The organism is Rhodanobacter sp. DHB23, assembly GCF_014842975.1.
Taxonomy (GTDB): domain Bacteria; phylum Pseudomonadota; class Gammaproteobacteria; order Xanthomonadales; family Rhodanobacteraceae; genus Rhodanobacter_A.
Map to the genome: position 1 here is coordinate 42,825 of NZ_JACYXK010000018.1, position 13,391 is coordinate 56,215.

Consider the following 13,391-nt stretch of genomic DNA (forward strand, 5'->3'; position numbering starts at 1 on the left):
GTGCGGGAAAACTCATAGAGCGCCCTCTCCCCCGACCCCTCTCCCGCAAGCGGGCGAGGGGAGTAAAGGGCAGCCGGCTGGCGTCACGCCGCCCCGACCATGTATTTTTGCCGCTTTGCGCCCGGGACTTCCGGGCGCCACGCCGACTGCGGAGCGCACGTGAGCATCAAGTCCGACAAGTGGATCCGCCGCATGGCCGAGGGCCACGGCATGATCGAGCCGTTCGAGCCGGGCCAGGTGAAGCAGGGCGCGGATGGCAACCGCGCGGTGTCCTGGGGCACCTCCAGCTACGGCTACGATGTGCGCTGCGCGCGCGAGTTCAAGGTGTTCACCAACATCAACTCCACCATCGTCGACCCCAAGGCGTTCGACCCGAACAGCTTCGTCGACGTGACCTCGGACGTGTGCATCATCCCGCCCAACTCCTTCGCGCTGGCGCGCACCGTGGAGTACTTCCGCATCCCGCGCGACGTGCTGGTGGTGTGCCTGGGCAAGAGCACCTACGCGCGCTGCGGCATCATCGTCAACGTGACGCCGCTGGAGCCGGAGTGGGAGGGCCACGTGACGCTGGAGTTCTCCAACACCACGCCGCTGCCCGCCAAGATCTACGCCAACGAAGGCGTGGCGCAGATGCTGTTCTTCGAATCCGACGAGCCCTGCGAAACCAGCTACCGCGACCGCGGCGGCAAGTACCAGGGCCAGCAGGGCGTGACCCTGCCGCGTACCTGAACAGGCACGCCAGGCCTGCGCGCCGGCGCCGCCGCGCGCACTAAACTCGCAAAGCCACACGACCGCATTTTTTGCAGGAGAACCCGATGACCCGTCTTTCCACCCTCCTGGCCCGTGCCGCCGCCGCGCTGGTGCTCGGCAGCGTGCTCGCGCTCACCGGCTGCCACAGGTACAGCGTCAAGCAGCAACAGGCCGACGCGGCCCAGTGGAAGGGCAAGTTCGACGCCACCATCGAGGCCTACAAGGAAGGCCAGTTCCTGATCGACGGCGCCGTGCTGTCGGCGGTCGATGCCGGCAGCCACTTCGCCTACCTCAAGGACACCCACAAGCTGCCCAAGACCGTCCTGCTGATGCCCAGCGACGACTCCAAGGTGCGCAAGGTGCATCTGCAGTACATGGCGCGCATGGCCATCGACTACGGTTTCACCGTGTACTACGACAAGGATGGCCAGCTCACCGAGATCAACGCGATCAACACCAAGGCGCGCGAGCTCGAAGACCACCACGCGCCGGTGAAGATCGACGACGGCCAGCAGTGCAAGACCGCGGCCGGCTGCGACTCCGTGGACCAGGCTGCGCAGCAGCAGGGCCACTGATCCGGCGGTTCACGAGAAAGCCCGCGGAGCGATCCGCGGGCTTTGTTTTTGCGATCATCCCTGATCGCGAGAATCAAACGGGCGGCCATTCATGGCCGCACTTTAATCTTGGTCTTTGCGATCATCCCTGATCGCGAGAATCAAATGGGCGGCCATCCATGGCCGCACTCTTCAGAAAGGCTTGCGATCAACCTTGGTCGCGTTCGAGCTCCTGCCGCAACGCATCCAGCCGCGTGGCCAGCGCGTCGGTCGCATACGGCACGGCTGCACCACTGCTCCACACCGGGCCCGGCCAGGCTGCGTCGCCCTGCGTGCGCGCCACCACGTGCAGGTGCAGCTGGCGCACGATGTTGCCCAGTGCGCCGAGATTGAGCTTGTCGCAGGGCGCCACGGCGCGCAGCGCGGCGGCACACCGGTTGCTTTCCTGCCACAGCTGCAGCTGTTCGTCGTCGGCAAGGTCGGCCACTTCCACCATGCCGGCGCGGCGCGGCACCAGCACCAGCCACGCGAAGCGCGCGTCGTCCATCAGGCGCAGCTCGCACAGCGGCAAGGTGGCGACGTGGCGGGTGTCGGCTTCCAGGCGCGGGTCGAGCGCGAACGTCGTTGCGCTCATGCGCCGGCCAGTTGCTGGTCGAAGAAGGCCAGCGTGCGCTGCCAGGCCAGCTTCGCGCTGGGTTCGTGGTAGTGCGGGTCGGCGTCGCGGTTGAAGGCGTGGCCCGCGCCGGGATAGACGAAGGTTTCCATCCGCGGCAGCAGCTCGCGGTGCTGCGCCACTGCCTCGGGCGGGATCGAAGGATCGTTCTCGCCGAAGTGGAACATCACCGGCGCCTTCGGCTGTTCCACCAGGAAGGGCACGTTGCGCGCGCCGTAGTAGCTCACCGCGGGCAGGCCCAGCCGCAGCGCGGAAAGCAGGGCGATCGTGCCGCCCCAGCAAAAGCCCACCACGCCGACCTTGCCGGACGAGGCGATGGATTCGGCGGCGCTGGCCACGTCCTCCAGTGGGCGGTCCAGCCCCAGCTCGTAGACCAGCGCCTTGCCGCGTGCCATGCCCGTCTCGTCGTAGTCCAGTTCCAGCCAGGATTCGAGGTGGTCGAAGAAGGCCGGGGCGATCGCGGTGTAGCCGGCTGCGGCGAAGCGGTCGGCCACGCCGCGGATGTGCGCGGTGACGCCGAAGATCTCCTGCACCACCACGATGCCGCCCTTAGGCTTGCCTTCGGGCTGGGCGAGGTAGCCGCCGATGCATTGCGTGCGCGAGGTGGGGATGTGGATGTGCTGACCCATGGCGACGTCTCCGTGGCGTGGATGCGGTGATTCTAGCCGGCCGCGGGCGGTGAGTCCCTCTCCCCCCGGGAGAGGGTGCCCGACAGGGCGGGTGAGGGTTCGGGCGGAGCGCGCGGTTGAATCTGGTCGCAAGGTTTCATCCATGCGCGCTGCCCGCACCCTCTCCCCCAGCCCCTCTCCCAAAGGGAGAGGGGAGAAGGGCGGCATGGCCGTATAATTGACAGTTTCCCCATTCCCCACGGTTGCCGCCGCCATGTCGCAGGCCACGCAGAAAATCGGTTTCGTCAGCCTCGGCTGTCCCAAGGCGCTGGTGGATTCCGAGCGCATCCTCACCCAGCTCAAGGTCGAGGGCTACGAGATCGTGCCCAGCTACGGCGAGGCCGACGCCGTGGTGGTGAACACCTGCGGCTTCATCGACGCCGCGGTGCAGGAGTCGCTGGACTCCATCGGCACCGCCTTGCACGAGAACGGCAAGGTGATCGTCACCGGCTGCCTCGGCAAGCGCGCCGAGCTGATCCGCGAAGCCTACCCCGACGTGCTCTCGATCAGCGGCCCGCAGGACTACGCCAGCGTGATGCATGCGGTGCACGAGGCGCTGCCGCCGGTGCGCAACAAGTTCCTCGACATCGTGCCGGACACCGGCGTCAAGCTGACCCCCAAGCACTACGCGTACCTGAAGATTTCCGAAGGCTGCAACCACCGCTGCAGCTTCTGCATCATCCCGTCCATGCGTGGCGACCTCGTCTCGCGCCCGGTGGACCAGGTGCTGCTGGAGGCTGAGAAGCTGGTGAAGGGCGGCGTGAAGGAGCTGCTGGTGATCTCGCAGGACACCAGCGCCTACGGCGTCGACCTCAAGTACGCCGAGCGCGAATGGCGCGGCAAGGCGTACCGCACGCGCATGACCGAGCTGTGCGAAGGCCTGGCCGAACTCGGCGTGTGGACCCGCCTGCATTACGTCTACCCGTACCCGCACGTGGACGAGGTGATGCCGCTGATGGCCGAGGGCAGGATCCTCCCGTACCTGGATATTCCGTTCCAGCACGCCAGCCCGCGCATCCTCAAGCTGATGAAGCGCCCCGGCAACATCGACAAGACGCTGGAGCGCATCCGCAACTGGCGCAGGCTGGTGCCCGACCTCACCATCCGCAGCACCTTCATCGTCGGCTTCCCCGGCGAGACGGATGCGGAGTTCGAGGAACTGCTGGACTTCCTGCGCGAAGCCGAGCTGGACCGCGTGGGCGCCTTCGCCTACTCGCCGGTGGACGGCGCCAAGGCCAACGAGCTGCCCGGCGCCGTGTCCGAGGAGCTGAAGGAAGACCGCCTCGAACAGTTCATGGCGGTGCAGGCGGAAATCTCCGCCGCCAAGCTGCAGCGCAAGATCGGCCGCACGCTCAGGGTGCTGGTGGACGAGGCGAACGCCGAAGGCGCTGTGGCGCGCTCCGCCGCCGACGCGCCGGAGATCGATGGCAGCGTGCTGATCGCCGATGGCCAGCATCTCAAGCCCGGCCAGTTCGTCGACGTGGTGGTGGAGACCGCCAGCGAGCACGACTTGCATGCGCGCCTGGCACATCCGGCGCTCAAGGTGGTCTGAAAGCACGGCCGGGGAGGAGGGCATGGCATGCAGGCGAAGCAACATCAAAGCCGCTCTTTGCTCGCCATTCCCGCTTGACCAGCCTTCGGCTGTTGAAGCGCGCCTCGCTCGAGTGACGGCGGCAAGGTTTTCGAGGTGTCTGGCAGGCGCATGAAGAAAACCCGCTACATCGCACCCGTCCGCGATGCGGTTGATCCGCAGGTATTCGGGCAACTGCCATTGGCGGCATGGCGCGAATACGCCGACCTGATCGAGGGCCACGCCTGGCCATCCATCGAATCGCTCAACGTGCGCTGGCCTGCCGATGCGCGCGAGCACTTCGCGGCGCAAACCCGCGAACTGCTCGCCGACGGCCTGCACTACGAACAGCGCATCGCCGAGCGCGGCGAAATCGCCACCCGCGAAAACAACTGGCACGACCTGTTCAACGCCCTCATCTGGCTGCGCCATCCGGCCCTGAAGCGCGCACTCAATGCGCGGCAGATGACCGAGATCGCCCACATGGGGCCCAGGCAGCGCTCAAGGGCTCAGTACGCGCTCACCCACTTCGACGAAGCCGGCGTGGTGGTCGCGCTGCGCGATCCGGCGCTGCTCGCGCTGTGGGACGCGCATGACTGGCATGGCCTGTTTTGGCGCGAGCGCAAGGCATGGCTGGATGGTCGCATACAGGTGGAGTTGTTCGGTCATGCCCTGCTCGAGCACGCGCTGACGCCGGGGCAGTTGCTGGTTGGAAAGGCTTTGGTGGTGGCGGACCCTGACGCATCGCTGGCGGCGGCCACCGGCGCCTGTGCGCGGGCGATTGGAGCAGGCAAGGTGCTGTGCGATCCACTGGAGCTGCGGCCCTTGCCGCTGGCCGGCGTGCCTGGCTGGCATGTGGATAATGGGCGGGAGGCGTTCTTTCGTGAGGCGGCGTGTTTCCAGCCGGTCAGGGCGGAGCGGCGCTACCCGGCAGCGATTGGATCGAGGGGCGGTTGAGTGGCGGCATGCGGGGCATGGGAGGCCATGCTTCGGTGGAGCGTCGGGCGCGCGGGATTTATCGTGGCGTAGGATGTCTTCTTTGTCGCCACGTCGCAGGCCTTTCGAAATGCCGCAAACCCCATCCCGTGTTTCGCGGAGAAGCCGCATCCAGGGCGCCGTGATGGGCGCCTTCATCGGCGACGCATTGGCTCTGGGCCCGCACTGGTACTACGACCTCGATGCACTGAGGCGCGACTACGGCGAGTGGGTCGGCGACTACACGGCACCGAAGCCGGGGCGCTACCACGCGGGCTTGCCGGCGGGCGCTTCGTCGCAGGCGGGATTCATCCTGGCGTTGACGCTGCGTTCGCTGGTCGAGCGCAAGGGTTACGACGAAGCGGACTTCTGCGCGCGGATGGACCGCGAACTGTTCCCGCTGCTGGACGGCACGCCGATGGCCGGGCCGGGCGGCTACACCAGCCAGTCGGTCCGCGAGGCGTGGCGCAAGCGCCATGCCGGCCTGCCGTGGGGACAGGTGGCGGGGCTGGCGGATACCACCGAGGCGGCGGAGCGGGTGCTGGCGATCGCGTTGCGCTACGCGGGCGAGCCGGCGCTGCTGGCGCAGCACGTGAGCAGCAACGTGGCGCTCACCCAGCGCGATCCCACGGTGGCGGCGATGACGCTGGCGTTTGCCGCGGTGCTGGGGCAACTGGCGGACGGCGTGCCGCTGGACGCGGACTTGTCCGGCCGGTTGATGGGCCTGGTGAAGTCCGGCGAGCTGCCGTTCCACAGCGTGACCAGCGGAGGGCTGGGCGTGCCGCAAGGTGCCGAAGCGCCCTTGCAGGCGGGGCAGTTCGCGTCGCCCGATGCCTTGCTCACGGTGTCGTCCATCGCCTTGGCGGCGCACGATCCGGGCGTCGTCATCGAGCCGGCGTCGAAGGTGGGCCTGGTCTACGGCCTGCCGTGCGCGGTGTACCACCAGTTCCCCGCGGCCTACTACCTCGCGGCGCGCTTCCAGGGCGACGTGGAGCAGGGCGTGCTCAGTGCGGTGAACGCGGGCGGGCAGAACCAGGCGCGTGCCATGCTCGCCGGCGCGCTGTGCGGCGCCATCGGCGGGCTGGAGGCGATCCCCGAGCGTTTCATCGCGGGGCTGGAAAGGAGCGAGGAATACCTGGCACTGGCGAAGGCGCTGGCGGAGCAGGCCGGGTAAGGCGTTTCAGGTTGCGTAGCGCACTTCCACGATCAGGAACCGCGTGCGCCCCCCGGGCAACTCCGCCTCGAATTCGTCGTCCAGCCGCTTCTTCAATACCGCGCGCGCCAGCGGCGAGTCGATGCTGATCCAGCCCAGCCTGGCGTCGGTTTCGTCGGGGCCGACGATGCGGTAGACGACCTCTTCGCCGCTGCCTAGGTTTTCCAGCGCGATGCTGGCGCCGAAGAACACCGCCTCGCGATCCGCGGGCGCGCCTTCGGCCACCTTGAGCGCGGGGATGCGCTTGCTGAGGTAACGCACGCGGCGGTCGATCTCGCCGAGCTGCTTCTTGCGGTAGGTGTACTCGGCGTTTTCCGAGCGGTCGCCTTCCGCGGCGGCGGCGGCCAGGGCCTTCACCACTTCGGGGCGCAGCGTGTGCCACAGGTGGTCGAGTTCGGCCTTGAGTTTCTCGAAGCCGGCCCGGGTGATGATGGCCGTGGAGCCGGGTGAGGGCGGGCGCCAGCGGCTCATGCGCTCGCCTCCCCGTGGCGCAGCAGTTGCCACGCGGCGGCGACCAGCCAGCCCAGCATCAACAGGATCAACGCTTTCTGGCTGAGGCCGCGGGGCAGCGCGCGCCAGAAGGCCTGCACCCACAGCAGCACGAAACACATTGCGGCGTAGCCGAACGCGGGGCGGAACCAGTGGCGCCAGCGCATGTCGCCGCGCAGTCGCCAGCTTTGCAGCAGCATCGCGGCGGCGGTGCATAGGAAGGCGGTTTGCGCCGCGATGCCGTGCACGTAGCCGTGCAGCGTGGGCGGATGGTTCCAGGTGTCGGTGGTTTCGATGGCGGTGAGCGCCAGCGCTGCCCCGCCTGCGACGAACAACAGCAACGGCGCCGCGCTGCGTGCCGCGGGCGCCAGCGTGCGATAGGCGCTCGCGCCGAACAGCGCCAGGCCCAGCGCCAGCGCGTAATAGCCGGCGCGCACCATGCTGCCCCACGGGCCGATCAGGTAGAAGCTGTTGGGCACGCGCATCCAGTCGAGGTCGGGGCGCAGGCATTGCGCGGCGATGCCGGTGGTGAGGAAGGCGAGCATGCCGGCGAGCGCGAGGGCGGCCGCGGGTTTGCCGATGCTCACGCGGCACCCGCCAGTTGCCGTTGCAAGGCGGCGATGTCGTTGCGCAGCGGGTGCTCGGGCCAGGCGTTGGCGAGCTTTTGCAGCAGCACGATGGCTTCGGTGCGGCGCTCGGCCTGCGCGCCCAGCAGGCGCGCGACGAGCAGGCCGTAGTGCGGTGCGCGTTCGTCGCGCGGCCAGTGCGCGAGGTAGCCGCGGCCGAGCTGGATGGCGAGGCGCTCCATGCCGATGCGCGCGGCGAGGTCGGCCAGTTCGCCGCAGGTGCGCGGGTCGTCGGGGACGAAGGCGGGGTCGATGGTGCAGCATTCCTGCAGTACGCCCAGTGCGCGGCGCGCCTCATCCTGCGCGATCAGCGCGGCAATCCAGATCTGGCCGTGCACCAGCAGGTCGTCGCGCAGGTCCTTGCGGCGCAACAGCTCGCGGTAGAGCTGGTGTACCGGCGCCGGTGCGGTGCGCTGGCGCAGGCGTTCGGCCAACTGCTGCAACGCTGCGACGGGATCGCTGTCGGCCAGCGTGCGTGCTTCATCGACGAGGCGACTGTCCGCGTCCTGGCCGATGGCCTTGGCGAGCTTCGGCGCCTCGGGTTCCAGCCCGAAGCGTTCGTGGCGCTGGTGGATCAGGACGCCCATCAGGTGGAAGGCCAGCACGATCAGGTACGTATAGGCGAAGCCGAACAGCGGCAGCGCGAGGAAGTGCGGCAACAGGCTGGAAGTGAGCGTGGCCAGCGCGATCAGCGCGCCCAGCAGGAGGTTGATCGCCACCGGCACGAAGTAGGCGCCGCCGAAGCCGTGCGCGATGCGCGCCCAGGTGGTCGGGTTGAGCGCGTGCAGCACATTGCCTTCGAAGGCCAGCGACATGTCGATGGCCGGCAACGCCAGTACCAGCACGGGAACCAGCAGCCACAGCGTGGCCGGGGCCAGCATGCCGCAGGCGATGAACAGCGCACCGGCCACCAGATGGATCAGGGTGAGTGCCCAGCCGGCCGTGCCGGCCTCGTCCACGCCGACGTCGGGCGGATTGGCGTAGCCGTTCGCGGTGTGCTGCATGCAGTCGGCGGCGTAGCGCCAGGTGGCGGCCCACACCAACAGGTTGGCCAGCATGCCGATGGCAGGCAGGTAGCTCGCGTAATGCGTCAGCGCCAGCGCGGTGCAGGTGGCCAGGCCGGCGCCGCGCAACGGATAGCCGAAGCCTGCGGCGAGGCGTTCGCCGAACGGGGTATTGGCGGATACCACTTCGATGCGCGGCATCGTGGGAACCTCAGTGCCTGTCGCGGCGCGAATCGCGCAGGGTGCCGGCGCGTTCGTCGCGGCCGGGCTGGATGTCGGTCATGGGCATTCCATTGTTCCGGGTCGAAGCGGGATTGTAGCCACGGCATGCGCGGCTCCGGTTCATTGAGTATGCCGATCCCGCCGGCTATGGTGTCCGTCTTTCGTCGGATGGTTCTTGTCATGCGGTCTGCTCGTCTTGTTCGATCCCTGCGCCTTGTTCCGCTGGCGGCTTCACTGGCCTTGCTGGCCGCCTGCGCGAATCCGGGATCGGTCAGGCCGACGGCGACGGTGACGGCGTTGTATGCCCAGCTCGACCAGGCCACGCAGGGTTACGAAACGGCGCTGCAGCAGGTGCGTGCCGGCAACGACGCGGCGGGGCAGCAGACGCTGGACCGGGCGCTGGATACGGTGAAGAACGCCTCCGTGCGTTGCGGCGGTACCGCAGGCTGCGATCCGCAGCGCTTCTTCTCCGCTTACGACCGCATGCTGCGCCTGAAGGACGGCAGTTCCATCGGCGACGAGAACGACGACGGCGACCCGCAGACCGGCATGGCGCTGGACCAGCGCGGCCCGGCCGCGCTGCCGGAGGCGCAGCGCAGCGTGACCCTGCTGCACGGCCAGAAGCTGTCCGAGCTGATCGCGATGAACGGTGCGGTGAAGGCCGCGTTGCAGATGTGGCTGACGCAGTGGCGGCCGAACCTGGTCGACGCGTGGATCAGCTACCAGTACCTGCGCAGCGAAATGTGGCCGGCGTACCAGCAGGCCGACCTGCCCGAGGCGCTGCTGTTCGGCATCATGGCCAAGGAATCCGGCGGCAAGGTGCATGCGGTGTCGCGCTCCGGCGCGGCCGGCCCGCTGCAGTTCATGTACGCCACCGGCATGCGCTTCGGCCTCACCACCGACGACGGCTTCGACCTGCGCTTCGACCCGGCCGCCTCGGCGCGCGCGAACGCCGAGTACATGGACGAGCAGCTCAAGGTGTTCAACGACAACCTCGAGCTGACCATCGCCGCCTACAACGCCGGCGAGGGACGCATGAGCCGGCTGGTTGGCGACGACACCAGGGTGAGCTTCTACGATCCGCGCATCTACAACCAGCTGTCGCAGGAGACCCGCGACTACGTGCCCTCGGTGCTGGCGGCGGCGTGGCTGTTCCTGCACCCGGACAGTTACAACCTGCGCTTCCCGAAGATCGACGGCGAGCCCGGCCGCGTCACGCTGAAGCGGCCGGCTTCGCTGAGCGAACTCACCGTGTGCCTGGGTTCGGCCGGCGGCATGGAGGAAGGCTGGTTCCGCACGCTGCGCAACCTCAATCCGCGCCTCGATCCGCAGCAGGAGCAGCCGGCCGGCGCGGTGTTGCAGGTGCCGAAGCTGCTGGAGCAGCCGTATGCCGCGCGTTGCGTGGACGGCCCGTGGCCCATCCTTGCCGCGGACCTGCATTCCGCCGCCGCGCCGGTGGTGGCCGATCCTCCCGCGCCGGAGCGTTCCGGCCCGGTCAGGACGCGAAGCTACAAGGTGCGCCATGGCGACACCCTTGTCGGCATCGTGCGCAAGCTGCGCTGTTCCAGCGTGCAGGAGGTTGCCGAAATGAACCATCTGCGCCACCAGCACATTGCGGTGGGGCAACTGCTGACCGTGCCGGAGTGCCGCTGAGGACTTGCTGCGGCGGTCAGGCGGTGGCGCCGGCGGCGCCTGCCCAGTTCCTGGCCGGGTTCGCCACCGGGCGATGCAGGCGCTTCAGCTCGTTCAGCAGTTGCAGCACCTGGCGGTGCTGCGGCAGCAGGCGGTCCTGCGGCGAATGCTTGGTTTCGTGGTAGGCCACGGCCAGCCACAGCGCGATGCCGCGCAGCGCCACCTCGGGATTGTCCGAGCGCGCCCGTTCGTAGCCCGCGCCGGTGCCCTGGCCCCAGGGCAGGTAGCGCGCTTCCGGCGCGGTGCCGTAGAGGTGCGGGAATTCGCTGCGCGAAGCCTGGCCGATCTCGCGCAGGGTCAGCACGCTCAGCCGGGTGCGGTTGCGTTGGGGCAGGGCGCGCACGCAGCGTTCTATCTCACGCAATTGGCGGGCGAGCTGGTGCGCGCGGAAGAGCGCAATGGCCGGGCTGAGCAGTCGCATGGAATTTCCGTCCCCTCACGCCGCAGGCTCGCGGCCGACCGGGCGAGGATAACGATACGGCGGGCCTGGATGCGCCCAATGCGTCACAAATCGACGCGCCGCGTCAGCTTTCGGGTGCAACGCCCAGCCGCTGCCCCACCCGCACCGCCTGCTGCGGCGCCAGCGCGTCCAGCTCGGCCATGCCCTCGGGCAGCAGCAGGATCACGGTGGAGCCCATGTTGAAGCGCGCCATCTCGGCGAAGCGCTCCAGCGTGATGTGCTGGCCGGCGAACGACTTGCGCCGGATCGACGACGCGTAGGGCGGGATCACCAGTCCGTCCCACACCGTGGCCACCGACGAGACCAGGATCGCGCCCACCATCACCACCGCGAACGGGCCGCGCGGGCCGTCGAAATGGCAGACCAGACGTTCGTTGCGCGCGAACAGCCGCGGGATCGCCTCCACCGCGAACGGCGCCACGCTGAAGATGCGTCCCGGCACGTGCACCGTCTCGCGCAGCGTGCCGGCCAGAGGCATGTGCACGCGGTGGTAGTCGCGCGGCGACAGGTACACGGTGACGAAGCGACCGTTGCGGTATGGCACCGCGGAAGCCTCGTCGCCCAGCAATTCCGCAGCAGTGTATTCCTGCCCCTTGGCCTGGAAGATGCGCCCGCCCACGATCCTGCCGGCCTGGCTGATGCGCCCGTCGGCGGGCGAGAGCAGGGCGCCGGGATCGGCATCCGCCTGGCGTGCGCCGGGCCGCAGCTTGCGGGTGAAGAAGGCATTGAAGTGCTGGTAGGCCAGCGGATCGGGCTGCGCCGCCTCGGCCATGTCCACGTGGTAGTTGCGCACGATGGTGGCGATCAGCCAGTTCTTCCACGGCGCAAACGTCCAGCGCGTGCCCCAGTAGACCAGGCGCGACAGGAAGCGGTGGGGAAGGGCGTATTGGAGGAATACCTTGAAAGTCATCCGGCCAGTATACGGGCGCCGATGCCCTCCATCGCGGATGCCCGCTCCAGGCGGGAGTGGGGCTTATAATCGCCGGCCGATTTGCCGCATTCCGGATTGCCGTGACCGCCGAACTCGCCACCATCATCGACTTCATCCGCTACGGCGCCAGCCGCTTCTCGGCCGCCGGGCTGACTTTCGGCCACAGCCACGACAACCCGATTGACGAGGCCACCCACCTGGTGCTGGCCAGCCTGCACCTGCCGCCGGACATCCCGCCGGCCTACGGCGCGGGCCGCCTCACTGCAGAAGAGCGCGCGAACGTGCTGGCGTTGATCGAGCGCCGCGTCAGCGAGCGCCTGCCGGTGGCCTACCTGGTCGGCGAAACCTGGTTCGCCGGGCTGAAGTTCAAGAGCGACCGTCGCGCCCTGGTGCCGCGCTCGCCGATCGCCGAGCTGATCGAATCGGGCTTCGCGCCCTGGCTGGACGAACGCCACGTGGAGCGCGCGCTGGACCTGTGCACGGGCTCGGGCTGCATCGGTATCGCGATGGCCGAGTACAACCCGGACTGGCAGGTGGACATCGTCGACATCAGCGACGACGCCTTGGCTCTGGCGCGCGAGAACATCGTGTTCCAGCACGTCGAGTCGCGCGTCGAGGCGGTGAAGTCCGACTTGTTCGAAGGCGTGCGCGGGCGCAAGTACGACCTGATCGTCTCCAACCCGCCCTACGTCACCGAGGACGAATACGCTGCACTGCCCGGCGAGTACGTGCACGAGCCCAAGCTCGGCCTCACCTCCGGCGAGGACGGCCTGGACATCTGCCTGCGCATCCTCGACGAGGCGGCCGACCTGCTGGCCGACGACGGCCTGCTGATCGTCGAAGTGGGCGAGAGCGAGCACGCACTGGCCGCGCTGTTGCCGGAAGTGCCGTTCGTGTGGATCGAGTTCAAGGTGGGGCAGATGGGCGTGTTCGCGCTGGAGCGGCGCGACCTGGTCGAGCACAAGGCGGCGATCCATGCCGCCGCTGCCGCACGACGCTGAGCCGATGGAGCTGGAAACGGCGCGTCTGCGGCTGGATGCCCTGCGTGCCGAGGACGCGGTGGCGCTGTTCACCTACCGCGGCGATCCGGCGGTGAGTCGTTATCAAGGCTGGCGTCCGGCTGCGCAGGCCGATGCCGAGCGTTTCATCGGCAGCCAGTCGGCCATGGCCGCGCCGGTGCCATGCCAGTGGTTCCAGCGCGCCATCCGCAATCGCGAGGATGGCGCGCTGATCGGCGACGTTGGTTTCTGCGTTGCCGACGCACAGGCCGAATTCGGCATCACGCTGGCGCCCGCCGCGCAAGGCCATGGCTACGCCCGCGAGACCTTGCATGCGTTGTTCGACTGGCTGTTCGGCCGGCTGGACGTCCATCGCGTGTACGCCTCGGTCGATCCGCGCAACGCGCCGAGCATGGCGTTGCTGCAGGCGATGGGCATGTGCAAGGAAGCCCATTTCCGGGAGAGCCTGCGGTTCCATGGGGAGTGGGTCGATGATGTCGTCTTCGGGCTGCTGGCCAGCGAATGGCCCGGCAAGGGCGCAAGAATTGCTGCGCCGCGGTAAGCTG

The 13,391-nt window shown here is 68.5% G+C and carries 15 protein-coding genes; 8 read left to right on the forward strand and 7 right to left on the reverse strand.

The window, feature by feature from the left end; all coding sequences use genetic code 11:
- Positions 1-159 precede the first annotated feature (159 nt).
- Both dcd and IHE47_RS02180 read left to right on the forward strand, forming a co-directional pair.
- Positions 160-729 carry a dCTP deaminase gene (gene dcd / locus IHE47_RS02175; protein WP_192103769.1) on the forward strand — a complete coding sequence of 190 codons (570 nt, stop codon included), beginning with the start codon at positions 160-162 and terminating at the stop codon, positions 727-729.
- An 86-nt stretch (positions 730-815) separates the two neighbouring features.
- Entirely contained in the window at positions 816-1,325 is a 510-nt protein-coding gene (locus IHE47_RS02180) for a hypothetical protein (protein WP_192103771.1), read from the forward strand.
- Positions 1,326-1,512: 187 nt separating this feature from the next.
- Here the strand turns inward: IHE47_RS02180 and IHE47_RS02185 are convergent, their stop codons facing one another.
- Both IHE47_RS02185 and IHE47_RS02190 read right to left on the reverse strand, forming a co-directional pair.
- A complete protein-coding gene (locus tag IHE47_RS02185; RefSeq protein ID WP_192103773.1) occupies positions 1,513-1,938 on the reverse strand; it encodes an HIT family protein in 426 nt (141 codons plus the stop codon).
- Positions 1,935-2,606, reverse strand: coding sequence for a dienelactone hydrolase family protein (locus IHE47_RS02190; RefSeq protein WP_192103775.1), 672 nt, complete (start codon positions 2,604-2,606; stop codon positions 1,935-1,937). The genes IHE47_RS02185 and IHE47_RS02190 overlap by 4 nt, the downstream gene beginning before the upstream one ends.
- A gap of 253 nt (positions 2,607-2,859) precedes the next feature.
- Between IHE47_RS02190 and rimO the strand changes: the two genes are divergently transcribed.
- From rimO to IHE47_RS02205, 3 genes are all read left to right on the forward strand, one after another.
- Positions 2,860-4,197: a 30S ribosomal protein S12 methylthiotransferase RimO gene (gene rimO / locus IHE47_RS02195; protein ID WP_192103777.1), complete on the forward strand. Its 1,338-nt coding sequence runs from the start codon at positions 2,860-2,862 to the stop codon at positions 4,195-4,197.
- Between the two features lie 150 nt (positions 4,198-4,347).
- Positions 4,348-5,172 carry a DUF3025 domain-containing protein gene (locus tag IHE47_RS02200; RefSeq protein WP_192103779.1) on the forward strand — a complete coding sequence of 275 codons (825 nt, stop codon included), beginning with the start codon at positions 4,348-4,350 and terminating at the stop codon, positions 5,170-5,172.
- Between the two features lie 163 nt (positions 5,173-5,335).
- Entirely contained in the window at positions 5,336-6,364 is a 1,029-nt protein-coding gene (locus IHE47_RS02205; RefSeq protein ID WP_225561565.1) for an ADP-ribosylglycohydrolase family protein, read from the forward strand.
- A gap of 6 nt (positions 6,365-6,370) precedes the next feature.
- On the opposite strand, the gene greB is transcribed toward IHE47_RS02205, so the two are convergent.
- Genes greB through IHE47_RS02220 form a run of 3 tightly spaced genes read right to left on the reverse strand, consistent with a single transcriptional unit; the run spans position 6,371 to position 8,723 of the window.
- Positions 6,371-6,874, reverse strand: coding sequence for a transcription elongation factor GreB (gene greB / locus IHE47_RS02210; RefSeq protein ID WP_192103782.1), 504 nt, complete (start codon positions 6,872-6,874; stop codon positions 6,371-6,373).
- Complete coding sequence (locus tag IHE47_RS02215; RefSeq protein WP_343227423.1) at positions 6,871-7,479, reverse strand: DUF998 domain-containing protein; 609 nt, start codon at positions 7,477-7,479, stop codon at positions 6,871-6,873. The genes greB and IHE47_RS02215 overlap by 4 nt, the downstream gene beginning before the upstream one ends.
- Complete coding sequence (locus IHE47_RS02220) at positions 7,476-8,723, reverse strand: hypothetical protein (protein WP_192103784.1); 1,248 nt, start codon at positions 8,721-8,723, stop codon at positions 7,476-7,478. The genes IHE47_RS02215 and IHE47_RS02220 overlap by 4 nt, the downstream gene beginning before the upstream one ends.
- 201 nt (positions 8,724-8,924) lie before the next feature.
- On the opposite strand from IHE47_RS02220, the gene IHE47_RS02225 reads away from it, so the two are divergent.
- On the forward strand, positions 8,925-10,397 hold the full coding sequence (locus IHE47_RS02225; protein ID WP_192103786.1) for a lytic transglycosylase domain-containing protein: 1,473 nt from the start codon (positions 8,925-8,927) through the stop codon (positions 10,395-10,397).
- Positions 10,398-10,413: 16 nt separating this feature from the next.
- Here IHE47_RS02225 and IHE47_RS02230 read toward each other — a convergent pair whose 3' ends face one another.
- The gene (locus tag IHE47_RS02230; protein ID WP_192103788.1) at positions 10,414-10,857 is read right to left on the reverse strand and encodes a hypothetical protein; all 444 of its coding nucleotides are present in this window, start codon (positions 10,855-10,857) and stop codon (positions 10,414-10,416) included.
- A 103-nt stretch (positions 10,858-10,960) separates the two neighbouring features.
- Positions 10,961-11,806: an archaetidylserine decarboxylase gene (gene asd, locus IHE47_RS02235; protein ID WP_192103790.1), complete on the reverse strand. Its 846-nt coding sequence runs from the start codon at positions 11,804-11,806 to the stop codon at positions 10,961-10,963.
- Between the two features lie 101 nt (positions 11,807-11,907).
- Here asd and prmB point away from each other — a divergent pair, with 101 nt between their 5' ends.
- On the forward strand, positions 11,908-12,828 hold the full coding sequence (gene prmB / locus IHE47_RS02240; RefSeq protein WP_192103792.1) for a 50S ribosomal protein L3 N(5)-glutamine methyltransferase: 921 nt from the start codon (positions 11,908-11,910) through the stop codon (positions 12,826-12,828).
- Positions 12,803-13,387 (forward strand): GNAT family protein, encoded by a 585-nt coding sequence (locus IHE47_RS02245; RefSeq protein WP_225561566.1) that lies wholly within the window; start codon positions 12,803-12,805, stop codon positions 13,385-13,387. Before prmB ends, IHE47_RS02245 begins: the two co-directional genes overlap by 26 nt.
- Positions 13,388-13,391: the final 4 nt, after the last annotated feature.

Coding starts and splice junctions, on each gene's coding strand:
- IHE47_RS02180 (WP_192103771.1), top strand. CDS start 816: ATGACCCGTCTTTCCACCCTCCTGGCCCGTGCCGCCGCCGCGCTGGTG.
- IHE47_RS02185 (WP_192103773.1), bottom strand. CDS start 1,938: ATGAGCGCAACGACGTTCGCGCTCGACCCGCGCCTGGAAGCCGACACC.
- IHE47_RS02190 (WP_192103775.1), bottom strand. CDS start 2,606: ATGGGTCAGCACATCCACATCCCCACCTCGCGCACGCAATGCATCGGC.
- rimO (WP_192103777.1), top strand. CDS start 2,860: ATGTCGCAGGCCACGCAGAAAATCGGTTTCGTCAGCCTCGGCTGTCCC.
- IHE47_RS02200 (WP_192103779.1), top strand. CDS start 4,348: ATGAAGAAAACCCGCTACATCGCACCCGTCCGCGATGCGGTTGATCCG.
- IHE47_RS02205 (WP_225561565.1), top strand. CDS start 5,336: ATGGGCGCCTTCATCGGCGACGCATTGGCTCTGGGCCCGCACTGGTAC.
- greB (WP_192103782.1), bottom strand. CDS start 6,874: ATGAGCCGCTGGCGCCCGCCCTCACCCGGCTCCACGGCCATCATCACC.
- IHE47_RS02220 (WP_192103784.1), bottom strand. CDS start 8,723: ATGCCGCGCATCGAAGTGGTATCCGCCAATACCCCGTTCGGCGAACGC.
- IHE47_RS02225 (WP_192103786.1), top strand. CDS start 8,925: ATGCGGTCTGCTCGTCTTGTTCGATCCCTGCGCCTTGTTCCGCTGGCG.
- IHE47_RS02230 (WP_192103788.1), bottom strand. CDS start 10,857: ATGCGACTGCTCAGCCCGGCCATTGCGCTCTTCCGCGCGCACCAGCTC.
- asd (WP_192103790.1), bottom strand. CDS start 11,806: ATGACTTTCAAGGTATTCCTCCAATACGCCCTTCCCCACCGCTTCCTG.
- IHE47_RS02245 (WP_225561566.1), top strand. CDS start 12,803: ATGCCGCCGCTGCCGCACGACGCTGAGCCGATGGAGCTGGAAACGGCG.